We start from the raw sequence: 23,515 nt of genomic DNA, 5'->3' as shown, positions 1-23,515 counted from the left end.
GCCGCGGCTTGCGCCGCGGCGCTTGTCTCAATCCCACAATCGCCCTGGGAGGGCCGATGGACGGTGCGGCTCCGCTCTTTCGTATGGAAGGCATATCCAAGCGCTATGGCGGCGTACGTGCGCTGGAGAAGGCCGAGCTTGTCGTCGAAGCCGGCAGCATCCACGCCATTCTCGGTGAAAACGGCGCCGGCAAATCGACGCTGATCAAGGTCATGGCAGGTGTCGTGGCGCCCGATGAGGGCCGCATGACGCTGGACGGGCGCGAGGCGACCTTCGCTTCTCCGGGGGCCGCCAACAAGGCCGGCATCGTCTGCATCTTCCAGGAACTGTCGCTGGTCCCTGAGCTCAGCGTGGCCGACAACATCGTCATTTCCGATCCGCCCAAACGCTTCGGCATGATCGACCGCAAGGCGCAGCGCCGCATCGCCGAAGAAGCACTTGCTCGCGCCGGCGCAGCCGACATCCACCCGCTGGCGCTGGTCAAGGACCTGCCATTGTCGCGCCGCCAGATGGTCGAGATCGCCAAGGCTTTGGCACGCAAGCCGCGCATCCTCATCCTCGACGAAGCGACCTCCGCGCTGACCGCCGCGGATGTCTCGAATATCTTCGCGGTGCTGAAGCGGCTGCGCTCGGAAGGGCTGGCGCTGCTTTACATCTCGCACCGCATGAACGAGATCGCCGAACTGGCGGATCAGTGCACGGTGTTCCGCAACGGCCGCAATGTCGCCAGCTATGCAGCCGGCTCGAAGAGCGACAATGAGGTGGTCGAACTGATGATCGGCCGCGAATACAGCCATATCTTTCCGCCCAAGCCGGCGGCCGTGCCTGCCACCGCGGCCCCCAGGCTCGAGGCCCGCAAGCTCTCATGGGCCGACCGGCTGCACGATATCTCGCTGACCGTCAGGGCAGGTGAGGTGGTCGGCCTTGGCGGCCTCGACGGCCAGGGCCAGCGTGAATTGCTGCTCGCCTTCTTCGGCGTGCTGCGGGGCCTCAGCGGCCAGATCCTGATCGACGGCAAGCCTGTCTCGATCACCAGTCCATCCGTTGCGCGCGACGACGGCATCGGCATGGCGCTCATTCCCGAGGACCGCAAGACCGAAGGGCTGATGCTGCCGATGACGGTGCGCGAGAACCTGTCGTTCGCGGCGCTCGACCGGCTGTCGAAAGCCGGCATTATCGATCGCGCCGCCGAGCAGCGGCTGATCGACGACATGGTCGGCCTCTTGGCGATCAAGACGGCGGGCCTCGACATTCCGGTCGGCGCGCTTTCGGGCGGCAACCAGCAGAAAGTGGTCATCGCCAAATGGCTGATGCGCCAGCCGCGCATCATCCTGCTCAACGATCCGACGCGTGGCATCGACGTCGGCACCAAGCAGGAGTTGTACCAGCTGATGCGCAAATTGGCCGACGCGGGTGCGGCGATCCTGTTCTACTCGACCGATTATGACGAACTGATCGGCTGCTGCGATCGCGTGCTGGTGCTCTATGACGGGGCGGTCAAGCGCGAGTTGGTCGGTGCCGAGATCACCGAGCGGGCGCTGATATCAAGCGCGCTCAACATCCATGGCGAGGAGAGCCCAGTGGGCCTGGGAGCAAGCGCGTGAAAGATTGGCGCTACTGGCTGGCCGAGCAGCGCGGAACGCTGCTGGCGTTCGGCATCTTCATCGTCATGTTCGTCATCTACACCTCGAACCATCCGGCGGGCTTCACCGCCAATGTCGTGCAGACGGCGTCGAACAAGGGTGTGCTGCTCGCCTTTGTCGCCATGGCGCAGACGCTGGTGGTGATCACCGCGGGCATCGACTTGTCCGTCGGTATGATCTTCCTGCTCACCAACTGCCTCGCCTCCTGGCTGGTGGTCGGCACGCCGATGCAGACGACGCTCGGTGTCATCGCCGTGCTGGCGGTAGGGCTGCTGTGCGGCGCGATCAACGGCGCCATCGTCATCTATGGCCGGCTGCAGCCGATTGTCGCCACCATTGCCACGGGGGCCGTCTATTACGGCATCGGCCTTTTGCTGCGGCCATTCCCGGGCGGCTCGGTCAATGAGGATCTGGCCGATGCGCTGACCGGCCGTGTGTTTGGCGTGGTGCCGGCGAGCCTGGTCGTCCTGCTGGCCGTCGTGCTGGTGATCTGGGTGCCGTTCAGCCGCTCGGTGCTCGGCCGCGCCGCCTACGCGGCGGGCTCATCGGAGACGGCGGCCTACATGTCGGGTGTGCCGATCCGGCGCGGCAAGTTCGCCGCCTACACGCTGGCCGGCCTGCTGGCGGCGATCGGCGGACTGTTCCTGACCTTCTTCACCTATACGGGTGAAGCGGCCTATGCCAGCGGCAACTCCTACACGCTGTTTTCGATCGCCGCCGTGGTGCTCGGCGGCGTTTCGCTGTTCGGCGGCAAGGGCAGCGCCATCGGCGCCATCTTCGGCGCACTGGCCTTCCGTACCATCGGCGACCTGTTGTTCGTCTTCGATTTCGATCCGCTCTGGCAGCCGCTGTTCCAGGGCGTTATCCTGCTGGTCGCCGTCAGCCTCGGCGCCTTCGCCCTGTTTCGGGTCCGCAACCGGCTGGAGTGGTTCCTGTGAGCGAAACGACGCTTGGCGGCATTGCCGGCCGCATGCCCAGATTCATCCGCCGCGCCGATCCGGCGGTGCTGACGGCCTTTGCCTGCATCGTTCTCTTGCTGTTCCTGGGCAGCCTCTATTCCAGAAGCTTCCTGTCGCCTGAATATCTTCTGCAGCAGCTCAAGGTGGCTTCATTCCTCGGCGTCATCGCCACCGGGATGATGCTGGTCATCCTGCTCGGTCAGATCGACCTGTCGGTGCCGTGGGCGGTGGCGGCCGGCGCCATGATGGCCTGCGCTGCGGCGGCGTACGGCCCGGTCGGCGTGGCGCTGGCCATTCCGTTCGGTATTTTCTGCGGCATGCTGATCGGCGTCGTCAACGGCATCGGCGTCGCCTATCTGCGCATCCCCTCGATGATCATCACATTGGCCACCAACGCTGTCGCGCAAGGGCTGATGGTGGTCTACACAGGCGGCTTCTCGCCGCAGGATTCGGCGACGGGCGCGATGCGCTACCTGGCGACCGGCTTCGCCATTCCGGGCGTGCCCAACGCGGTCATCATCTGGGCGCTGATCGGAGCCGCGATGGTGTTCGTGCTGACCCGTACCAGCTTCGGCCGCACCGTCTACGGCATCGGCAACCGCGAGCGCGCGGCCTATCTCTCCGGCATCGACACACGGCGTGTGGTGATGATCGCCTTCGCCGTCTCCGGCGGGCTCTCGGCTTTCGGCGGCGTGCTTCTGGCGGGCTATGCCTCCAAGGCGGCGCAGTCGATGGGCGACGCTTATCTGCTGCCGTCGATCGCCGCGGTGGTGCTTGGCGGCACCTCGATCCTGGGCGGACGCGGCTCTTATCTCGGCACTGTCGCCGGTGTCATCCTCATCACGCTGCTGCAGTCCATCCTCTCCGTCATGCAGATGCCGGAGGCGGGGCGGCAGATCATCTACGGTGTCGTCATCGTCGCCATGCTGCTGCTCTACGGCCGCGCGCCGGCAAGCCGCTGACAGTGGACGAAAAGGCAGCACAGGCGCCAGCGGGCGCTCCCGGCTCGGTGTCTCCGGCCATCGTGGTGATGGGCGTCGCCGGCTGCGGCAAGTCGGCCGTCGGTATTGCGCTGGCGGCCGCGCTGGGCGTTACCTTCATCGAGGGCGACAGGCTGCACCCGCCGGAAAACGTCGCACGCATGGCAAGCGGCGAACCGCTTACCGATCAACTGCGCGAAGGCTGGCTCAACGCGATCGGCGAGCGCATCGCGGAGTCGGTGGGCGGCGGACAGGGCGTGGTTGCCGCCTGCTCGGCACTGAAGCGCAGCTACCGCGAACGGTTGAGCGGCTTCTGCCCGGAAATCGTCTTCCTCTATCTGGAGATCGACCCTGCCACGGCCAGGCAGCGTGTCGGTAACCGCAAGGGCCATTTCATGCCGGCAAGCCTGGTCGACAGCCAGTTCGCCATCCTCGAGCCGCCGGCAGTGGAGGAGCGGGCCTTGTCGCTCGATGCGACGCGCCCGGTCGGTGAGCTCGTCGCTGCCGCGGTCCGCCTGATACCCCGGTCATGAACTTTCATCGTCAGTGCCGATGCCGGTGCTGTCCTGGGCCTCGGTCAGCCGCTGCCGGCGGGATCACGTCAGCATCTGCTCGGGGTAGAGCCTCAGCGCCTCCAGCAGGCGGTCATGCTTGAGCAGGATGTAGTGCGCCTGCACGGCCATGTTCTTGGCGCCATCCCTGGCGGTGTCCGTTGCCGGGGTGACAGACGCCCCCGGCGCCAGCGCGGGGCTGAGCACGGCCCGGTACTCATGTCCGTGCTTGAGCCGGCGCCCGCGACGCCGGACCGCCGATCGGCAGACACAACTTCAGAAATGTTGATTTCGAGGGTCGGACGAAGATATTCGTGTCGCTATTCCATATATGGCGTCAGCACATCTTCGATCCATTTCATGAATGCGCGGACTCGGCGCGACAGATTGCTCCGATGCGCAACGACAAGGGACACGGCGAGCGCCCGGCGACGAAAATCGGGTATGATCTCGACAAGCGCTCCACTCTCCAAGTATCGGCCAATGCCCAAGAGTGGCGCCTGAATCACACCAAGGCCGGCGAGGGCGGCGGCTTCGTAGGTCTGCGCGCTGTTGACGTGTAGCGCACCTGGCAACTGAAGCGTCGCATAGCTGTCGCCGTCCGGATATTCCCATCCATAGGGTCTCGCGCCCAGCACCGTCGAAAAGTGAATTGTCCTATGTTCCTGACGCTGGAGATCTTCCAGCGACCGAGGGACGCCATGGCGCGCCAGATAGGCGGGGCTGGCAGCGTTGGCCATGCGCAACAGGCCCAGTGGGCGGGCAATCAGCGTCTTGTCCCGAATGGGTCCAAGCCGCAATACACAATCGAACCCCTCTTGAACCAGATCGACTTGCCGATCCGTACTCGACACCTCCAGCTCCAACTCGGGGTGCGCCGCCATGAAATCCGGCAAGGCCGGCACGATCGTTGTGCGCGCCACTTCGGTTGGAAGGTCGACCCGCAAACGCCCGCGAAGTGCCACGCGATCGCCGGCGAACATCGAGTGCAGATCATCGACTTCAGCAAGCAGATCGCGGGCACGGGCATGAAATGCGCGTCCGTCTTCCGTCAACCGCACGCTGCGCGTCGTCCGGTGCAGGAGCCTGACACCGAGATCTTCTTCCAGCTTCCGGACCGCCGTTGAGGCTCTCCCCTTTTGGATGCCCAGGCTGTCGGCTGCGCGGGTGAAGCTCCCCATTTCCGCTACCGTTATGAAAATGAGGATGGGTTCGAGATTTTGCATTTTCGTGCCCCGGTATTGTTTCCCGAAAAGAGAACAGTCGGTTCATTTCCTCGGTGTTTATCACGTCTTGGGGGCACAGTAAGCTTGGAACATGGGATATTCCCAATGGAGAATGACAAGTGTCGGAAACCGTGAACCTGCATCAGACACCTGAAACTATGACCTTGCATCGCGCCCTGTGGGTCGGCCGGATAATGAGCGCGTTTGTCGTTATCGCTTTGATGGCAGACGGCACTGTTCAGCTTTTCGCGCCGGCACGGATCGCGAGCATGTTGCAGGAAACCGGGTTCGCGATGGACCTGACCCGTGTCGTGGGTCCGATCATACTCGCCTGCGCCATCCTCTATGCCATCCCGTTCACCGCCGTCCTCGGCGCGATCCTGGTGACTGGCTTTCTGGGAGGTGCCATCTTCGCCCATCTCCGCATCGGTGAGTTGGGGTCGCCGCCGGAAATCATTTCCCTGCTTCTGGGCGCGATGACCTGGGGCGGCCTCTATCTGCGCGATCCCCGTATCCGGGCCATTCTGCCGCTCATCCATTGAACCAACAGGGGCAGCTCTGTCCCTAAACATCAGGAGAAAACACATGTTCTTAGTAATGGGAATCACGGGAAACGTGGGCGGCGCGACGGCAAGGCATTTGCTAGCGCAAGGCAAGAAGGTGCGCGCGCTGGTCCGCGACCGCGAGAAGGCGTTGAGCTGGGCGAACCGGGGCGTGGAGCTCGTTGACGGCGATTGGAACGATTCGGCAGCCATCGAGCGAGCGCTCGAAGGCGTCGAAGGCGCGTTCGTCATGCTGCCCCCTGTCTGGGCGCCTTCGCCCGATTACAAGGAAGCAAAGGGCGTGATTGCAAGCTATGTCGAGGCGCTCACCAAGACAGCGCCGCCGCGAGTGGTTGCGCTTTCGTCTATGGGGGCGAACAGAACCAGCGGGCACGGGGTAATCGCGGCCTTGTCCCTTCTGGAGCAAGGTTTTCGCGACCTGACATCGCCAGTTGCTTTTGTGCGCGCAGGCGGATTCTTCGAGAATTTTCTTTTCGGGTTGCAGGTCGCCCAGGGCGGAACGCTGCCGGCTTTCTACAATCCGACAAACCGGAAATCGACAATGGTCGCGACGAACGACATCGGCGCGGAATTCGCAACGCTTTTGACCGGGCCAATGTGGTCAGGGCAGCGCATCGTCGAGCTTGGTTCGATGGTCAGCGCGGACGACGTCGCCGAGCAATTGGGCGAAGTCCTGAATCTCGACGTGAAAGCCTTTGCAATCCCGCGTGCGGGGTGGGCGGAAGCGCTCGAGCAATTCGGCATCCCGAAGGGCCACAGCGGACCTGCCGAAGAAATGTACGAGGCCGTGAATGCGGGATGGATGGACCTCGGTGTGGCGGGTACGGAGCACGTGGCGGGTACGACGTCCGCACGCGATATATTCGAGGCTGCGTCCAATTTGAACGGGTAGGCCAAACTGTATGGGGTTCTCCTGTGATTTCAGGTCTTCGCAACCCGGGATTTGGAGAACTCCCTCTTCAATGGAAGAATCTCATGTCTGTCTGAGCGCGGTCAGCTTGCAGTCGGTGGTTTAGATCTGCGACGTCAGCTCGACCGGAAAATCGTCATTGTCCGCATCGCGCATGGCGGCGAGGCTGCGATTGTCCAGCACCTCGGCGATAGCCTGCCGCACCTCCAGCATCATGTGGCGGACCTGGCAGGTCGCCTCGTCGCAATCCTCGCAGCGCTGATACTGCGTGCGGCTGGCGCAAGGGATCGGCGCCAGCGGCCCGTCAAGCACGCGCACGACATGGCCGATCTTGATTTCGGAGGCCAACCGGGCAAGGCGGTAGCCGCCTTCCTTGCCTTTGCGGCTCTGGACGAAGCCGGCATTGCGCAACTCGCCCAGGATGGCATCGAGGAATTTCTTCGGGATATTGTTGGCCACAGCGATGTCATTGACGAAGGCCAATTGGCCGGCCGGCAGGCCAGACAGATGCACGAGGGCCTTGAGGCCGTATTTGCCTTTTTTTGTCAGCATGCCCAGATCAACCCATAAAAGCCCCAACCACTCGCATCTGCCGACTGTTTGTGTGCAAATAATGACGTCTTCGCCCTGCGATGATGTTTCGCAAACAGCCACCAGATTGCACGTTAGGCATAAACGCGTTGATTCTTTGTAACGTTTTGCACTGAGAAGGCGGATATTCTGCTGATAACCAGGTTTTCGGCGTTCAAAAACGAAAAAAGCCGGCAGGGCGCCGGCTTTTCCGTCTACTCCGCAGATATCGCGGCCTTCAGCGGCTGCCGTAGGTCTGGTCGAGCAGGCCGCCAGCGGCGAAATGCTCTTTCTGTACTTTGTCCCAGCCGCCGAAGACGTCTTCCACCGTCAGCAGCCGGATATCGGGGAAATCGACCTTGTATTTTGCCGCCACAGCGGCGTCGCGGGCTCTGAGGCCGTTGCGGGCGGCGATGTCCTGGCCCTCCGGCGTGTAGAGGAAGTCGAGATAGGTCTTGGCCAGATCGCGCGTGCCGTGCTCGTCGGCAACCTTGTCGACGATCGCGACGGGGAATTCGGCCAGCAGGCTGACCGAAGGCGTGACCTGCTCGAACTTGCCGTCGCCATACTCCTTGCGAATGCCGCGCGTCTCCGACTCGAAGGTGATCAGCACATCACCGATCTCGCGCTGCACGAAGGTGGTGGTCGCGGCGCGGCCGCCGGTGTCGAAAATCGGCACGTTGTTGAACAGCTTGGTGATGAACTCCTTCACCTTGGCGTCGTCGCCCTTGAAGGCCTCCTTGGCGTAGGCGGTGGCCGCCAGATAGGTGTAGCGCGCATTGCCGGAGGTTTTCGGATTGGGGAAGATCACCTGCACGTCGTCGCGCACGAGATCGTTCCAGTCCTTGATATGCTTGGGGTTGCCGGCGCGTACCAGGAAGGACGGCAGCGAATAGAAGGGCGAGGCGTTGTCGGGAAAGTTCTTCTGCCAGTCTGCCGACACGAGGTCCTTCTTGACCAGGAAGTCGATGTCGGTGACCTGGTTGAAGGTAACGACATCGGCGCCAAGGCCCTCCGCGATGGCGCGCGCCTGCGCCGAAGTGCCGGCATGCGACTGGTCGACGGTGACGCCCGGATGCTGCGCGATGAAGGCCTTGTTGACCTGAACAAACAATTCGCGGCCGACGTCATAGGACGCGTTGAGCAGTTTGTCGGCCGACCAGGCTTGGGAGGATGCAAGGAACAGGCCTGCGACGGTGGCAAGCCCGAGGAAAAATCGTTTCATGAAAACAGGCTCCGATGCAATGCGTTTATAGCCGGACCATAGCCGGGGTGCGTGGTGTGCGACGAGGCATGGGTCCGAGGATCAGTACATTGCTGCTAGAAAATTTGTTCTCGAGACAGAAGGTTCGTAGTTTTTTCTTTCAAACACGACTTCGCCTCGGTGGACGCCGATCGTTCCAATTCGTTTGACTGTTCCGAAAAAAGATACACATTGTGTATGCAGGTGTGCTACGGGAGCGACAAGGAGCGCTGCCATGACAAAGACCACACCCGAGACCCACGCCAAGCCTGTCAATCTGCGCATCCGAGAGGATGTGCGCATATTGATCGACCGTGCTGCGAAAATACGCGGGAAGACCCGTTCCGACTTTATGATCGATGCTGCATATCGTGCGGCCGAGGACACGCTGCTCGACCAGGCACTGATCAAGGTGGATCCCGAGAGCTATCGGCACTATCTCGACATCCTCGATGAGACGCCAAGCGGTGAAGGTTTTGCACGCCTTATGAACGTGCCCAGGCCGTGGCAGGGATGATACTATCGGCGCCCGCGCCTCTGGCCGAAAACCACGATCTCGACCTTTTTCGAAGCGGGACGGAAAGTCTCGACCAATGGCTTCGCCTGAGGGCGCGAGCCAACCAGGTCAGCGGCGCGTCGCGTACCTATGTGGTGGCGGAAGACGCGCGCGTTGTCGGTTATTACTGCCTCTCTTCGGGCGGGCTTGATCTCGCGCAGGCACCCGGCGCCATTCGTCGCAACATGCCTGATCCCATTCCGATGGTCGTGCTCGGGCGTCTTGCCGTCGACGCGGGCTGGCAAGGCAAGGGGCTGGGTGCCGCGCTGCTGCAAGACGCCGTTTTACGGGCAGGTCGCGCCGCGACGATCCTCGGGATTCGCGGGATATTTGTTCATGCCATATCGGATGAGGCGAAAGCCTTTTACGAACACTACGGTTTTGCGGCTTCGCCGAAAAACCCAATGACCTTGGTGCTGTCGCTGAAAGGCGTGACGAAAGGATAGTCGTGTCGCTCGAAGCATGAATTAAGCCGACCGCCATCAGACCGAAACGTTCCGGGGTGCGATGGCAAGGCGATGTCTCCTGTGCCGAGTTTTCCCGGGCCTTGCACCGTGGCGCTGTTTGGCATATACAAATGGCATATACAAAAGAGCTGCAACATGCCCCAGAACCGTCATTCAACAACGCCGCCCAAGGAGGCGAAGCTGTTTCGCAACAACCGCAGCCAGGCGGTGCGCATTCCTGTCGAGTTCGAGCTTCCCGGCGAAAAAGTCCTGATCAGCCGGGAAGGCGATCGTCTTGTCATCGAGCCGGTTCGCAAACCTGGCCTCACCGCGTTGCTCGCCCAGTGGGCGAAAGAGCCGCCGCTCGATCCTGAAGACGACTTCCCCGAGATCGACGACACGCCAGTCAAATCCGAGGACATTTTCTAGATGCGGTTCATGCTGGATACGAACATCATCAGCGACATGATCCGAAACCCGGCTGGCAAGGCCGCGAGGGCAATGTCGCGCGAGGGAGATGACGCGGTTTGCACCAGCATCGTGGTCGCCTCGGAATTGCGATATGGCTGCGCCAGGAAGGGATCGGCCAAGCTGCTCAAGAAGGTTGAAGACTTGCTGGCCGAGATTCCTGTCTTGCCGCTCGATGTGCCGGTGGATGCCGAGTATGGCGGACTTCGCGCCGAGCTTGAAGCGGCAGGCCAGACCATTGGCCACAACGATCTTTTTATTGCCGCTCATGCCTGTGCATTGGGCGCCATGCTGGTGACCGCCAACACGGGCGAGTTCAACCGGATCAAAGGCCTGAAGGTCGAGAACTGGCTGGCGTAGCCCTCGACCAGAGGATCAAGCCGCCGGAAAAAGCTTCCAGCGTCCGGGGCGGAACGCTACCCGGCTTTTTTGGGCCGCGGGGTGATCGACCGGCAGTTCGATTTCGACCCGCTGGCGCTCTCCGCCGATCTCAAGCTCGACCCGGCGCGTGCCGGCGACGCGGCGGCTGGCGGCGACCGTGCCGGCGATGCAGCCGCTGCAGCCGTCCAGCAGTTCGACATCATGCGGGCGGAAATAGAGCGTCGCATCGCCCGAGGGCTCGTTGGGCGCGGCAATCCCGATCGGACGATCGGCGAGCCAGATCTCGCCATTCTCGACCTTGACGGGAAGCGAACTCGATTCACCGATGAAGCCGTAGACGAAGGGCGAGTTCGGCGTGTCGTAGATATCGTCGGCGGTGCCGACCTGCTCGATGCGGCCCTGGCTCATCACCACGACGCGGTCGGCAAGCTCCAGCGCCTCTTCCTGGTCGTGGGTGACGAAGACGGTGGTGTGGCCGGTGGCGTCATGGATTTCGCGCAGCCAGCGGCGCAATTCCCGGCGCACCTGCGCGTCAAGCGCGCCGAACGGCTCGTCGAGTAGCAGCACCTTGGGCTCGATCGCCATGGCGCGCGCCAGCGCCACGCGCTGCCTCTGGCCGCCGGAGAGCTGCGCCGGATAGCGCTTTTCGAGCCCTGAAAGCTGGACGAGGTCCAGAAGCTCGGAGGCGCGACGGCGGATCTCCTGCGCCGGCGGGCGCGACGGTCCGTGCCGGACCTTCAGGCCGAAGCCGATATTGTCCGCCACCGTCATATGCCGGAACAGCGCATAGTGCTGGAAGACAAAGCCGACATTGCGCTCCTGGATCGACTTGTGCGAGGCGTCCTCGTCGCCGAAGAATATCTTTCCCCGTGTCGGCCGCTCCAGCCCGGCAATCAGCCTGAGCAGCGTCGTCTTGCCGGAACCGGACGGTCCCAGCAACGCGATCAGTTCGCCCGACTTGATGTCGAGCGACACGTCGTGAAGCGCCGGAAAGCGGTCAAACTCCTTGCGCACGTTGGCAACGCGAACTTCCATAGTGGTCCCTTTGTCAGTGCCCGCGTGTCGCGGCGATCTCGGCGCCGTAGCGCATCTCGAGAAGTGTTTTCAAGACCAGCGTGACGAGCGCCAGGCCCGCAAGCAATGAAGCGACGGCGAAGGCACCGACGGCGTTGTACTCGTTGTAGAGGATTTCGACATGCAGCGGCATGGTGTTGGTCAGGCCGCGTATGTGACCCGACACCACCGATACCGCGCCGAACTCGCCCATGGCACGCGCATTGCACAGGAGCACGCCGTAGAGCAGTCCCCATTTGACGTTGGGCAAGGTCACGTACCAGAAGGTCTGCCAGCCATTGGCGCCGAGCGAAAGCGCTGCCTCCTCGTCGCCATTGCCTTGTTCCTGCATCAGTGGGATCAACTCGCGGGCGACGAAGGGGAAGGTGACGAAGATTGTGGCCAGCACGATGCCCGGCACGGCAAACAGGATGACGATGCCATGCGCTTTCAGCCAGGTGCCGAGCAGCCCTTGGGCGCCGAACAGAAGCACATAAACGAGGCCCGATATGACCGGCGAGACCGAGAAGGGGAGGTCGATCAGCGTGGTCAGGAAGGCCTTGCCCTTGAACTCGAACTTGGCGATCGCCCAGGCGGCGGAGATGCCGAAGACGATGTTGAGCGGCACCGAGATCGCCGCCACCAGCAGCGTCAGCCGGATCGCCGAGCGGGTGTCGGCACTGCCGAGCGCTTCGGTGTAGGCACCGATGCCCTTGGCGAAGGCTTCGTTGAAGACGATGATCAGCGGCAAGAGCAGGAAAATGCCGAGGAAGGCGAAGGCGACGGCCATCAGAGCCAGGCGCGCAGGGCGGCTTTCCGTGACCGCCGCCGACTGGCTTTCATGATGCGGTTCGTAGGATTTGATCTCCGGGTCAGCCATAGCGCTTGCGGCTCCATGACTGTGCGAGGTTGACGACCAAAAGCATGATGAACGACAAAGCGAGCATGATCGCCGCGATCGCGGTTGCCGCCGGATAATTGTATTCCTCCAACCGAATAACGATCAGCAGCGGTGCGATTTCTGATTTGTAGGGCAAGTTGCCGGCGATGAAGATGACCGAGCCATATTCGCCGACGCCACGCGCGAAGGCGAGCGCGAAGCCGGTGACGATGGCCGGCGCCAGGCCCGGAAACAGGATGCGGGTGATGATCTGGAAGCGATTGGCGCCAAGCGTGGCGGCGGCTTCCTCCACTTCCTTGTCGATCTCCTCCATGATCGGCTGCACGGTGCGCACGACGAAGGGCAGGCCAATGAAGATCAGCGCGATGACGATACCGAGCGGCGTATAGGCTACCTTGATGCCGAGCGGCATCAGCAATTTGCCGATCCAGCCGTTCGGCGCGTAGAGCGTGGTCAGCGCGATGCCGGCCACAGCCGTCGGCAGGGCGAAGGGCAGGTCGACCATGGCATCGACGATGCGGCGGCCGGGGAAGCGGTAGCGCACCAGCACCCATGCGACCAGCGTGCCGAAGACGACGTTGACCGCAGCTGCGACGAAGGCGGTGCCGAAGCTGATTCTCAGCGCATTGATGGTGCGGCGATCGGTGGCGATCGCCCAGAATTCAGGCCAGCCAAGGGCGGCCGAGCGCCAGAGCAGCCCGGATAGCGGGATGAGGATAATGAGGGTGAGGTAGGCAAGCGAGAAGCCGAGCGTCAATCCGAAACCCGGAATTACGCTCGGCTGCCTGAATCGCCACCCCGCCTGGGCGGGTGCTGTGGTCATGTCGTCCTGAATATCGACTGCTTACTGGGGCTTGTAGATCTGGTCGAATATACCACCATCGCCGAAATGATAAGGCTGTGCTTTTTTCCAGCCACCAAACTGTGGATCGTCGATGGTTACGAGCTTGATCGGCGGCAGCTTGGCGAGGTCTTCGGCCGGCACCAGATCGGGCTTGGCAGGACGATAATGGTTCTTGGCGATGATCGTCTGCGCTTCTTTGGAATAGAGCCAGCTCAGATAGGCTTCGGCGACCTTGCGCGTGCCCTTGGCATCGACATTGGCGTCGACCACCGCCACCGGCGGTTCTGCCAGGATCGAGGTCGGCGGGTAGACGATGTCGAAATTGTCGGCACCGAACTCGTCGAGCGCCAGATAGGCCTCGTTTTCCCAGGCGATAAGCACATCGCCCAAGCCCTTTTGCGCGAAGGTCACGGTCGAGCCGCGCGCGCCGGTGTCGAGCACCGGGGCATTGGCGTAGAGCTTGCCGACGAACTCCTTGGTCTTGGCCTCGTCGCCGCCGTCATTGGCGTTAGCGTAGGCCCAGGCGGCGAGATAGTTCCAGCGCGCGCCGCCGGAGGTTTTAGGATTAGGCGTAATCACCTGGACACCGTCCTTGACGAGGTCGCTCCAGTCGTGAATGCCTTTGGGATTGCCCTTGCGAACGAGGAAGATGATGGTCGAGGTGTAAGGCGCTGAATTGTTTTCGAATTTGGTGCGCCAGTCCGGATTGATCTTCTTCGCCTTCGAGACGATGGCATTGATGTCGCCTTCAAGTGCCAGCGTCACCACATCGGCGTCGAGGCCATCGATCACGGCGCGGGCCTGGGCGCCCGATCCGCCATGCGACTGCTGGACGGTGACCGTCTCTCCGGTCTCGGCCTTCCAATGCGCGACGAAAGCTTCGTCATAGGCCTTGTAGAGCTCGCGTGTCGGATCGTAGGACACGTTGAGAATGGTGGTATCGGCAAACGCGAAACCGAGCGTGCCGAACTGGACAGATGTGGCGACCAGTGCGCCGAGCAGTTTCCTGAAATGAGGTTTGGTCATTTCTGCCTCCGTTGAACCCGCGCCAAATCTACCGAATTGGTAGAAATTAGATGCATTCAATGTTGCCTTTTTTGCCCCTCTTGAGAAAATGTTCGACGCCATTTCGCCGTTAGGAGAAATATTTTCCTCTTGCGGCCAAAGGAAGAATCCATGGCCCGGCCACTCAGCCTATCTAGCAAGGGGCGGTGCCGAGGCAAGGTGTGGAATTTGGTCCGGTGCATCAATCGGCGGTGATGGGAAAGTCGAAACGCTGTCTGGCGAACGGTTCGCTTTTCAGCGTGAAGTGCCACCATTCCCTTGCATAGTTCTTGAAGCCGCCAGCGCGCATGGCGTCGACAAGCATCTTGCGGTTTGCCGCCGCTTCACTGGCAAGGCCGCGGTGGGCGGTTTCGCTCATCGGATCAAAGCAGTCGAAGCCGGTGCCGAAATCGAGCGTGTCGGCATCAACCGCGCCACAGGCCGGGTTGGGGCTGGACCTGCGGTCCGTCCGGGCGATGGCGACGTCGACGGTCGAGCCTCGTGAATGGGTCGACAGCTCTCCGACATAGCCGTTGGCGATCAGGTCGCTGCGCCTGACCTTCGGATACCATTGCGGATCGGGCGGCCCGCCCTCGCGCGTCCATTCATTCATGTCGGCGACGGCGCGGGCAGGGCGGTAGCAATCGAACAACACCAGGGTCAAGCCTTTGGCGGCGATCGCTTTCTGGACGGCGGACAGTGCCTTTGCCGCCTGCCCAGTGAGGATGCAGGCCGGGGCGTCATAGCCGTCCACCTTGCGATGCAGGAAATTATCCGATCCGGCGTAGCGTATGTCCTGGCGGATCGAGGGATCGACATCGGCGAGCCGGACAAAGCCGGCGGGCAGGGCATCGGCCAAAGCGGGGAGTGTGGTTGCCGCGATAAGGATTGTTGCTGCCAGTGCTGAGGCTGCTGACGATAGAAGATGGCGCGAGGCACCCCCCTCTGCCCTGCCGGGCATCTCCCCCGCAAGGGGGGAGATTGGCAGCTTTGCCGTTGCGTATTGTCTTTGACAGTTGGCGAAAGCGGAAAGGACATCCGATCTCCCTCCTTGCGGGGGAGATGGCCGGCAGGCCAGAGGGGGGTGCCTCGGAACAGGCATGGGGTGAGTATCCTGCTATCCGCTGAGCCTGTGGAAAGCCAATTCCATGAATCGCTTCTTGGCGCGATCTATTCGACAAACACCTTCACACTCGCCGCACGCCCCGCGGCGTCGATGACGGTCAGCGTCGAATAGCCGGCGCCGTCGGGCTGCCAGGTCGCGGTGCGGCGACGATCGATGCCTACCAGCGGCTTGCCGTTGGCGAGCCAGCGGAACGGCGCCCGGCCGCCTTGCAGCTTCAGCACCAGTGGCGAGGCGTCGGCCGAATTGGTGCCGAGATCGACGCGGGCGCCGTCGGGCGGGAAGATGATGGTCGGTGCGGGTTCGGTCACTGTCGCCTGCACCAGTCCGTCCGGCCCGGCGCCGAAGCGGGCGAGGGTCACCGGGAGGTCCTCGCGCCTGGGGCTGAACACGCCGGGCGGCTTGCCCGGCAAGGGGACGGTGGCGAGGCCCGAGCGGACAAAACCCTCGAAGAGGATGGGAGCCGCCGAGACATAGCCGGATAGGCCGGGCACCGCGCCGGCGTCGGGGCGGCCGACCCAGACACCGAGCACATAGCGGCCGTCGAAGCCTACCGACCAGGCGTCGCGATAGCCGTAGGAGGTGCCGGTCTTGTAGGCGATGCCGCGCTGCAAGGCACCCTCGGGCGGCTTGACGCCCGACAATATGTCGATGATCTGCCAGTTGGCCTGACCGTCGAGGATGGTGGCGCTGGTGCGCTCGGCATTGGCAGGCTCGGTGCCATCATGCAGCGTGTGCGTCTTGCCGCCATTGGCGAGCCCTGTGTAGAGCTGGACGAGGTCGCGCAATGTCACCCCGACGCCGCCAAGACCGATGGCCAGGCCCGGGGCTTCGTTGACCGGCAGTATGGGGCTGACGCCGGCCTGGCGGAAGCGCGCCATCAGCCGCGTTGGCCCGACCGCGTCGAGCACGCGGATCGCCGGCACATTGAGCGACAATTGCAGCGCTTGCCGGATGCTGACATCGCCCTGGTAGCCCATATCGAAATTCTTCGGTCGGTAGCCGGAGAAATCGACGGGGCTGTCGTCGATCAGCGTTTCCTGCGCCACGAGGCCCTGTTCGAAGGCCAGACCGTAGATGAAGGGCTTCAGCGTCGAGCCGGGCGAGCGGACGATCTTTGTCATGTCGATCCAGCCGGAGCGGCTGGCGTCGAAGAAATTGGCCGAGCCGACTTCGCCAAGGATGTCGCCGGTGCGGGAGTCGGCCAGCACCATAGCGACCGACAGGCGAGGGCCGAGCTTGGTGGCCGCGTCCCTCGCCACCTGTTCCAGCCCCTCCTGGACGCTCTTGCGGATCGTCAGCTGCAAGGGCTGGCCGGGGACGGCCTTGGGCAACATCGCATAGGCGGCGTGCGCGGCGAGCGCCGGCAGCGTGCGGCGCAGGTCCGAGACATCGTCGAGGGCGGCCCGTGCGGCCTCGCGCTCGCCGAGCAGGCGGGAGGAGACCATTCGGGTCAGCACCCGGTCGCGGGCGGCGTGGGCGATCTTCAAATTGCGGTCGGGCCGGCGCTTTTCCGGCAATTGCGGCAGAGCGACGAGCAGGGCGGATTCGGAAACGGTGAGCCGTTTCGGCTCCTTGCCGAAATAGGCGAGCGAGGCGGCGCGCACGCCTTCCAGATTGCCGCCATAAGGCGCCAGCGTCAGGTAGCGTTCGAGGATCTCGCGTTTCGACAATCGCCGCTCGATCTGGATGGCGCGCAGCATCTGCTTGACCTTGGAGCCGAGGCTGCGGCTTTCGCGCGGCTCGATCAGCCGGGCAAGCTGCATCGAAAGCGTCGAGCCGCCGGAGACGATGTGGCCGCTCGTGGCGAACTGGCCGGCGGCGCGGGCCAGCGCCAGCACGTCGACACCTTCATGGTCCCAGAAACGCTTGTCTTCGTAGGTGACCAGCATGTCGACGAACTGCTTGTCGACCTGGTCGAGGCGGGTTTCGAGCCGCCAGTAGCCGTCCGGCGTGGCAAAGGCGCGCAACAATTCGCCGTCGCGATCCTGGACTTCGGTGGAGACCGTGAGTTCGGCTGGAAGCGGGGGTGGGAAAGCACGGTCGAGTTCCCAGAGGCTGGCTGCGGAGAGCGCCAAAAGGCAGGCGCCCCCTGCGGCTCCAATAGCGAGTTTGCGAAGTATCTTCATGGCTGGAAAGACGCCCCCTCATCCGGCCGCTTCGCGGCCACCTTCTCCCCGATGGGGAGAAGAGACTGGCGCCGGCGCTGGTCGTCTCCTCTCCCCTCGGGGAGAGGTCGACCGAGCGAAGAGGAGGGCGGGTGAGGGGGCACTTTGCTTATCGCGTCCATCACCATCGGAGCCTTACGGCGCCTTGACCTCCATCATGCCGGTGGCGGTGCGGGCCGAATATTGCGGCCGGTACATGTCCTCCACCGTTGCCGCCGGGTGCGCATAGGTACCCGGCGTCACCGCGCGCACGACATAGGCGAGTGTCAGATTGTGGTCATGATCGCCATCGGCCGGGTTGAACGCCGCGACGAAACGGTCGTCGCGGAATTCGAGATGGGCCGCATCGGTCTGCGCCAGCCAGGAGAAGTTCGTCAGCTGGGCGCTGGAGACCAGGCCGGGATTGTCGATCTCGAAGCCGGCCGGCAACAGGTCGGTGACCAGCAGGCGCGACGGCCATTTGTTCTGCTCGTTGACCTTGAGCACGACGACATAGCGTTCGTTCTGCGTCGCCTCGGTGACATTGGCCTCGGTGCCGTCGAGCTTGTAGTAGGTGCGGCTGATGGTGAAGCCGTCGCCGCCGGCCGGCAAGGGCTGGACCGGCGACGCCACGGTGGTAACGACTGCCTGCAGCGGGGTCTTGCCGGTGTTGGCGATGGTCAGCGGGCTGTCGGCCAGGTCAGAGCCTTCCACCTGGTTGGAGTAGCCGCCGGAATGCGCCGCGCCATTGACGGCCAGCGTGATCGAATCATTGCCTTCCTTCAGCGCGCGGGCCGCAAGCAGCATCCAGGATTCGTCCTGGGTGCTGGTCCAGCGGGCTTCGGCGCGTTCCCTGGTCACCAGCTTGATCAGTTCCGGCACGATTGTCGGCACCGGCTTGGATTCCGCCGCCAGCGCCAGCATCGCCGCGCCATCACGCAGCCGCGAACCGTAGTCGGAGCGGTAGTAGTCGTAGTCGGTGGTGGACTTTGCCAACTGCAAGGCAGTCTTGAAGGTGGCTTCGGCGCGCGGTGTATCGCCGTAGAGCGCCAGGCTTGCCGCCAGCTGGGCAACGGCCATCGGGCTTGAGAAAGCTTCGAGCTGGGTGTCCGCATAGTAGCGCAGGTCGCCGATCGAGGCCTTCTTGTTGCGGGCCAGAACGTAGAGGGCGTAGGCGATCTCGCTGCCACGGTCCTGGACGCTCTGGTCGTAGCCGAGCGAGTTCTGCAGATTGCTCAGCGCCTGGTTCATGGCCAGGCTCGGCACGTCGTATTTCTGCTCGCGCGCCCTGGTCAGGAAGTCGGTGACATAGGCATCGAGCCACAGATCGCCGGAGCCCGGACCCCACAGGCCGAAGCTGCCGCCCGAAGCCTGGTAGCTCAGAACCTTGTAGATGGCGTCCTGGATGCGGCCATGGATATCGGGATCGCTGGCCATGCCGATGCCGGATGCCAACTCATTGACGTAGAGAAGCGGCATGGCGCGGCTGGTGGTCTGCTCGGCGCAACCATAGGGGTAGCGGTCGAGCGTCATCAGCAGCGACGGCACGTCGAAGGCGGCGGCCTGCGAAACGCCGACGCTGACGGAGGCGCCGTTGAGCAGGCTGGCTGCCAGCAGTTCCTTGTCGACGCGCAGCGCTCCGCCATCACCTTTGAGGTCAACCACCAGCCGGGTGGTCACCGGTAATTGCGCCGGGCGCACCGGCACATAGAGCGTCTGCTCGACCTTGGTGCCGTCGGCATGGGCGAGCTTGATGGTGAGCGAGGCATTGCCGGCCGTCTGAGCGATCAGCGGCACGGTCAGCGTCTGGCGCTTGCCCTGGGCGAGCGTCAGCTTCTGGGGCAGGGGCTTGTCGCCGGTCGACAAGTCGCCCGTCGTTTCGATCGAGAACGCATAGTCGCCAACCGGACCATCGGTGTGGGCGACATCGAGGCGCATGACGGCGGCGTCACCAGGCGCCAGGAAGCGCGGCAGGCCGGCGGTGATCACGATGGGATCGCGCACGATGACATCGGACTGGGCGTGGCCGACCGCATCCTTGGTCCAGGCGACGGCCATGACGCGCACGGTGCCGTTGAACTGCGGGATGTCGAAGTCGACCCGCGCCTTGCCGTCGGCATCGAGCTCGACGATACCGGAGAAGAAGGCGACCAGCTTTTCGGTCGGCGGGCTGCCTTGCGCCTGCATGTTGGCGCCGTCGCCGCCGGTCCTGAGCTTGCCGGTGTTGCCAAGCGAGCCGTCGATCAGGCGGCCGTAGATGTCGCGGATTTCCATGCCCAGCATGCGCTGGCCGAAGAACCAGCTCTCCGGGTCCGGTACCTTGTAGTTGGTCAGGTTGAGGATGCCGACATCGACGGCGGCAACCATGACATAGGCATTGCTGCCCGGCTGCACGCCGGCGACCGAAACCGGGATCGACAGCTGCTGGCGCGGCATGGTCTTGTCCGGCGGCGTCAGGGTGACCGCGAGCTTCTTCGAGCCCGGATCGACCTTCAGCCATTTCACGCCGATGGCGCGCGCCGGCATGCGCGTTTCCTGCGCCTCGCCCGGCCGGAACAGGGTTGCGGTGACATAGGCGCCGGCGCCCCAGTCGTCGCCGACCGGGATGTCGACGGTGCTGCCGCCGGCCGGCACGGATGCCGTGACGGTCTTCAACAGCTTGTCGGAACCGATGTTGATGAGAAGTTCGCCGGCAAAGTGCGGCGAGACTTTCAGCCTGGCCACTTCGCCGGCGGCATAATTGTCCTTGTCGAGGGCGATTTCGAGGCCGTCAGGCGTTTCGGTGGTGGTCGAGGAGACATACCAGCCGGCATCGAACTCGTAGCTTGTCGCCGGTCCCTCGGGATCCGATGTCTCGACTTCGAGGCGGTACTGACCCCAGTCGACCGGCACGGAGACCGTTGCGTCGCCGTCGGCGCTGAGGTCGACCTGGCCGTTGGCGATCGACTTGGTGAAGTTGACCGGCTCGTAGTTCCAGGAATTGTTGGAGCGGTACCACTGGTAATTGCGCTCGACTTTGACCAGCGTCCACTGCGCGCCTTTCAGCGCCTCGCGCTTGCCGTCGGGATCGACGGCGATCAGGCTGAACTTGGCGGTGCCGCCCTGCGGCACCTCATTGTCGGCGAAATCCGGACGGATGCCGATCATATGGCCTTGCGGGCGGATCCCGATGTTGAGCGAACGCTCGATGGCGCGGCCGCCGGTTTCGCGCATCCTCACCGTCACCTTGGCGTCGACCAGCTTGGTGGTCGAGGGCAGTTGCTCGACGGAGACCGGGAAGGTCGCCTTGCCGTCATCGCCAACCACCGGCAGATCGGCCAGGGGAGTGACCGTGGGTTCGGCGGACTGCTCGTCGGCGAGACCGAAGGAAAAGCCCTGGAAGCGGTCCCAGTCGCGCGACGTCGACAGCGTCAGCTCGCCTTCCAGCGCCAGGCCCGCCGCCGGCGCGCCATAGAGGAAGCGGCCGTCAATGTCGATATTGGCGGTTTCGCCCAGGGCGATTTCCTGCTTGTCGGCCTTCATGTCGAATTCGATGCGATCCGGTACGAAATCCTCGACCAGGAACATGTGGCTGGCCACCGCCGGCTGCTTGGGATCGGTGTAGATCGACACCGACCAGGTACCGCGCATGGCGTTGGGTTCGAGCGGCAGGTCGACGGCATGGCCGCCCGCGGATGCGCCGTCACTGACGATACGGCGGTTTTCGACACCGTCGGGGCGCGAGAAGATGAAGGTCAGCGGCAGGTTCTCGACTGCCTTGGCGGCGCCGTCGCGAGCAAGGGCCGCGACATGAACATCCTCGCCGGCGCGGTAGATACCGCGTTCGGTCCAGGCATAGACGTCAAGCGCACCGGGCGCCGCGCGCCCGGTGACGCCGCGGTCGGACAGATCGAAGCCGGCCCGGCCCATGTCGAGGAAGACGAAATCATTGTCGCCCTGCTTGGCCATCAGCACGGCCGGCACCATGCCGCCGTCGCCGCGCGTCAGGCCGGGGTTGAAGACGGCATGGCCGTCAGCATCCGATGTCGCCGTGCCGAGAACCTCATTGTTCCTGGCAACCAGGGTCAGTTCGGCGCCTGCTATCGGCTTGGCACTGCCCAGCGAACGGGCAAAGACATTGAGCCCGTCCTGGCCGGTATAAGTCGACAGGCCGATGTCGGAGACGACGAACCATTGCGTGGCCATCGAATTGTAGTCGTCGCTCTTGTCGTTGACGGCCTGGGCGGTCAGCACGTAAACGCCGGGCTTGCGCTGCGGCACCGCCTCGTCGACCGGGAAGGAGGTGGTGACCTCCTTGTTGAGATCATTGGCGATGTCGAGCTGGCCTTGCCAGACCGGCGCGCCCATCTGCTCGGAAATGTTGGAGATGTCATAGCCGTCGAGCTGGTGCAGGAACTGGTAGCCCGACAGAAGCTGGGCCAACGAACGGTCGCCGATGCGGTAGAGCTTTATTTCGGCGGCGTTCATGTTGACGGTGACGATCGGAATGCCGCGGCGCGCGCCGGCCGGCAGCACGAAGCTGTCACCCGTGAAGCGGGCGGACGGTGCGCGGTCCTGCACATAGATCGACAGCACCACGGGTGCCGCGGTCACTTCGCCGATTGCCGCCGGCAGGCCGGCGCGGAAGGTGACGTCGTAGTGCTGGCCATGCTCCAGTCCTTCGACGCAGATTTGCTTGTCCTTGGCCTCGACGCCCTTGGGTGGCGCGTTGTCGACGGTGACGAACTGCGCGTAGTCGACGCCGGTCTTGACCAGATCCTCGGAGAATTGCGCGCAGATGCGCGGCGCGCTGGTGTCGGCGTCGACGGTATGGTCGATCACGCGAAAACCCTTGCGGGCCTTGAGATCGGCATAGTCGGCCTGGACCGCCGGCGAAGGGTTCAGCGCAAGGCTGGCCTCATAGGCCTGCAGCGCCGGCCGGTAGAGATCGCGCTTGTCGAGCCCATTGCCGAGCAGCGCCAGCACTTCGGCGCGCGTCTTGGTGGTGCGCAGCAATTTATAGGCATTGAAAGCGGCCGACGTGCCGTTCGCCGGCAAAGTGGATGCTTCGGAGGTGCTTGCGGCGGGCTGAACGGCCAGCGTTTCACGCGCCAGGTTGAGCCAGAGCTGGCCATCATCGGGCAGCACCGAGACCGCGGCCTCGTATTTCAGCATGGCGGAGCGGTGATCGCCGGTCAGCACGGCCTGTTCGGCGGCGTTAAGCAAGGCAGCCATGCCTTCTGTCGGTCTATCATAGGCCGGGCCGAGCAGCTTGTTGCGGTATTGCTGGGCCTGATCGGCCATCCAGTTGGGGAAGAAAGCGAGTTCCGGCGGCGCGCCGATATCAGGATCGCCATCGATGTTGACGACCTTGCCCGCGACCGCGCCGTTGAAGGTTTTCAACTGGTTGTAGTCGGATTTGAGGAAGCACCATTTGGCTTTTTTGTTGTAGGTGAAGGCGCGGCAGGCCGGGTCTCCCAGGCACGTCGTCTTGCACTGGTCGATTGTCACATTCTGGTCGGACCTGAGATCAAAGCCGAAATAGTCGGAATTGTCCGTTGTCGCTATTCGCCGGGCCTCGGCCGCTTGCGCGGCGCTGCTCCAGGCCAGGACATTGGCCCAGGCGAAAAACAGAAGAATCAGGATAGACAGACCACGAGCCGCGCGCATTGCCATAACACCCCTCCAGACACAGCTGACGTCCGGGCATGATCAAGCTTCAGTCAGGCTTGTCAACACAAGGACGCGGCAGGGTTCCGCCTGCCAGCGGTTTCCTTTCCGGCCGATGACCGGTAGTACCTCCATAGGACAGGGGATCACGCATTCTTGCGGCGACGCAAAAGGTGTGAATTCCAAGCCCGCCCTATTTCAGACAATTGGATTGTGGCCCCTTTACGAGCGCTTCAGAACTTCATTCCAATTTTAGTT

21 protein-coding genes are annotated in these 23,515 nt (G+C 63.4%); 10 read left to right on the top strand and 11 right to left on the bottom strand.

Annotated elements, in window-relative coordinates:
• The first annotated feature begins 56 nt into the window (after positions 1 to 56).
• From NKJ11_RS09795 to NKJ11_RS09780, 4 genes are read left to right on the top strand one after another with little or no spacing between them, the layout of a single operon-like run.
• Positions 57 to 1,604, top strand: a complete 1,548-nt coding sequence (locus tag NKJ11_RS09795) for a sugar ABC transporter ATP-binding protein (protein WP_352793167.1) — start codon at positions 57 to 59, stop codon at positions 1,602 to 1,604.
• Entirely contained in the window at positions 1,601 to 2,581 is a 981-nt protein-coding gene (locus NKJ11_RS09790) for an ABC transporter permease (RefSeq protein ID WP_127295462.1), read from the top strand. The genes NKJ11_RS09795 and NKJ11_RS09790 overlap by 4 nt, the downstream gene beginning before the upstream one ends.
• Positions 2,578 to 3,564, top strand: a complete 987-nt coding sequence (locus tag NKJ11_RS09785; protein WP_127295464.1) for an ABC transporter permease — start codon at positions 2,578 to 2,580, stop codon at positions 3,562 to 3,564. Before NKJ11_RS09790 ends, NKJ11_RS09785 begins: the two co-directional genes overlap by 4 nt.
• A gap of 2 nt (positions 3,565 to 3,566) precedes the next feature.
• Entirely contained in the window at positions 3,567 to 4,115 is a 549-nt protein-coding gene (locus NKJ11_RS09780) for a gluconokinase (protein WP_352551687.1), read from the top strand.
• 63 nt (positions 4,116 to 4,178) lie between these two features.
• Here NKJ11_RS09780 and NKJ11_RS09775 read toward each other — a convergent pair whose 3' ends face one another.
• Positions 4,179 to 4,340 (bottom strand): hypothetical protein, encoded by a 162-nt coding sequence (locus NKJ11_RS09775; protein ID WP_352551689.1) that lies wholly within the window; start codon positions 4,338 to 4,340, stop codon positions 4,179 to 4,181.
• Between the two features lie 113 nt (positions 4,341 to 4,453).
• On the bottom strand, positions 4,454 to 5,359 hold the full coding sequence (locus NKJ11_RS09770; RefSeq protein ID WP_352793166.1) for a LysR family transcriptional regulator: 906 nt from the start codon (positions 5,357 to 5,359) through the stop codon (positions 4,454 to 4,456).
• 119 nt (positions 5,360 to 5,478) lie between these two features.
• Between NKJ11_RS09770 and NKJ11_RS09765 the strand changes: the two genes are divergently transcribed.
• Positions 5,479 to 5,901: a DoxX family protein gene (locus tag NKJ11_RS09765; RefSeq protein ID WP_352793165.1), complete on the top strand. Its 423-nt coding sequence runs from the start codon at positions 5,479 to 5,481 to the stop codon at positions 5,899 to 5,901.
• Positions 5,902 to 5,944: 43 nt separating this feature from the next.
• Complete coding sequence (locus tag NKJ11_RS09760) at positions 5,945 to 6,814, top strand: NmrA family NAD(P)-binding protein (RefSeq protein ID WP_352793163.1); 870 nt, start codon at positions 5,945 to 5,947, stop codon at positions 6,812 to 6,814.
• Between the two features lie 120 nt (positions 6,815 to 6,934).
• Here NKJ11_RS09760 and NKJ11_RS09755 read toward each other — a convergent pair whose 3' ends face one another.
• Both NKJ11_RS09755 and NKJ11_RS09750 read right to left on the bottom strand, forming a co-directional pair.
• Positions 6,935 to 7,384, bottom strand: coding sequence for an RrF2 family transcriptional regulator (locus tag NKJ11_RS09755; RefSeq protein WP_023813227.1), 450 nt, complete (start codon positions 7,382 to 7,384; stop codon positions 6,935 to 6,937).
• Between the two features lie 256 nt (positions 7,385 to 7,640).
• Complete coding sequence (locus NKJ11_RS09750) at positions 7,641 to 8,627, bottom strand: sulfate ABC transporter substrate-binding protein (protein WP_352679158.1); 987 nt, start codon at positions 8,625 to 8,627, stop codon at positions 7,641 to 7,643.
• Positions 8,628 to 8,880: 253 nt separating this feature from the next.
• Between NKJ11_RS09750 and NKJ11_RS09745 the strand changes: the two genes are divergently transcribed.
• The 4 genes from NKJ11_RS09745 (at position 8,881) to NKJ11_RS09730 (ending at position 10,475) form a co-directional block, all read left to right on the top strand.
• Positions 8,881 to 9,162 (top strand): type II toxin-antitoxin system TacA family antitoxin, encoded by a 282-nt coding sequence (locus NKJ11_RS09745; RefSeq protein ID WP_023813225.1) that lies wholly within the window; start codon positions 8,881 to 8,883, stop codon positions 9,160 to 9,162.
• Positions 9,162 to 9,647, top strand: a complete 486-nt coding sequence (locus NKJ11_RS09740; RefSeq protein WP_352793301.1) for a GNAT family N-acetyltransferase — start codon at positions 9,162 to 9,164, stop codon at positions 9,645 to 9,647. Before NKJ11_RS09745 ends, NKJ11_RS09740 begins: the two co-directional genes overlap by 1 nt.
• Positions 9,648 to 9,803: 156 nt before the next feature.
• Positions 9,804 to 10,076, top strand: a complete 273-nt coding sequence (locus NKJ11_RS09735) for an AbrB/MazE/SpoVT family DNA-binding domain-containing protein (protein ID WP_023813223.1) — start codon at positions 9,804 to 9,806, stop codon at positions 10,074 to 10,076.
• A complete protein-coding gene (locus tag NKJ11_RS09730) occupies positions 10,077 to 10,475 on the top strand; it encodes a type II toxin-antitoxin system VapC family toxin (RefSeq protein ID WP_352551696.1) in 399 nt (132 codons plus the stop codon). It abuts the gene before it with no gap.
• A gap of 15 nt (positions 10,476 to 10,490) precedes the next feature.
• Here the strand turns inward: NKJ11_RS09730 and NKJ11_RS09725 are convergent, their stop codons facing one another.
• The 7 genes from NKJ11_RS09725 to NKJ11_RS09695 form a co-directional block, all read right to left on the bottom strand.
• Entirely contained in the window at positions 10,491 to 11,531 is a 1,041-nt protein-coding gene (locus tag NKJ11_RS09725) for a sulfate/molybdate ABC transporter ATP-binding protein (RefSeq protein ID WP_023813221.1), read from the bottom strand.
• 13 nt (positions 11,532 to 11,544) lie between these two features.
• Positions 11,545 to 12,429 carry a sulfate ABC transporter permease subunit CysW gene (gene cysW / locus NKJ11_RS09720; RefSeq protein WP_127270916.1) on the bottom strand — a complete coding sequence of 295 codons (885 nt, stop codon included), beginning with the start codon at positions 12,427 to 12,429 and terminating at the stop codon, positions 11,545 to 11,547.
• On the bottom strand, positions 12,422 to 13,273 hold the full coding sequence (cysT, locus tag NKJ11_RS09715) for a sulfate ABC transporter permease subunit CysT (protein WP_013530875.1): 852 nt from the start codon (positions 13,271 to 13,273) through the stop codon (positions 12,422 to 12,424). Before cysT ends, cysW begins: the two co-directional genes overlap by 8 nt.
• A 21-nt stretch (positions 13,274 to 13,294) precedes the next feature.
• The gene (locus NKJ11_RS09710) at positions 13,295 to 14,320 is read right to left on the bottom strand and encodes a sulfate ABC transporter substrate-binding protein (protein ID WP_127271865.1); all 1,026 of its coding nucleotides are present in this window, start codon (positions 14,318 to 14,320) and stop codon (positions 13,295 to 13,297) included.
• A gap of 220 nt (positions 14,321 to 14,540) precedes the next feature.
• On the bottom strand, positions 14,541 to 15,197 hold the full coding sequence (locus tag NKJ11_RS09705; protein ID WP_502895930.1) for a M15 family metallopeptidase: 657 nt from the start codon (positions 15,195 to 15,197) through the stop codon (positions 14,541 to 14,543).
• A 311-nt stretch (positions 15,198 to 15,508) separates the two neighbouring features.
• Entirely contained in the window at positions 15,509 to 17,590 is a 2,082-nt protein-coding gene (pbpC, locus tag NKJ11_RS09700; RefSeq protein ID WP_128303433.1) for a penicillin-binding protein 1C, read from the bottom strand.
• A 174-nt stretch (positions 17,591 to 17,764) separates the two neighbouring features.
• Positions 17,765 to 23,263: an alpha-2-macroglobulin family protein gene (locus NKJ11_RS09695; protein ID WP_352793162.1), complete on the bottom strand. Its 5,499-nt coding sequence runs from the start codon at positions 23,261 to 23,263 to the stop codon at positions 17,765 to 17,767.
• Positions 23,264 to 23,515: the final 252 nt, after the last annotated feature.

It is taken from the genome of Mesorhizobium sp. M0243, from assembly GCF_040321775.1.
Classification (GTDB): Bacteria; Pseudomonadota; Alphaproteobacteria; order Rhizobiales; family Rhizobiaceae; genus Mesorhizobium.
This window is presented reverse-complemented; position numbering and strand designations above follow the sequence as displayed.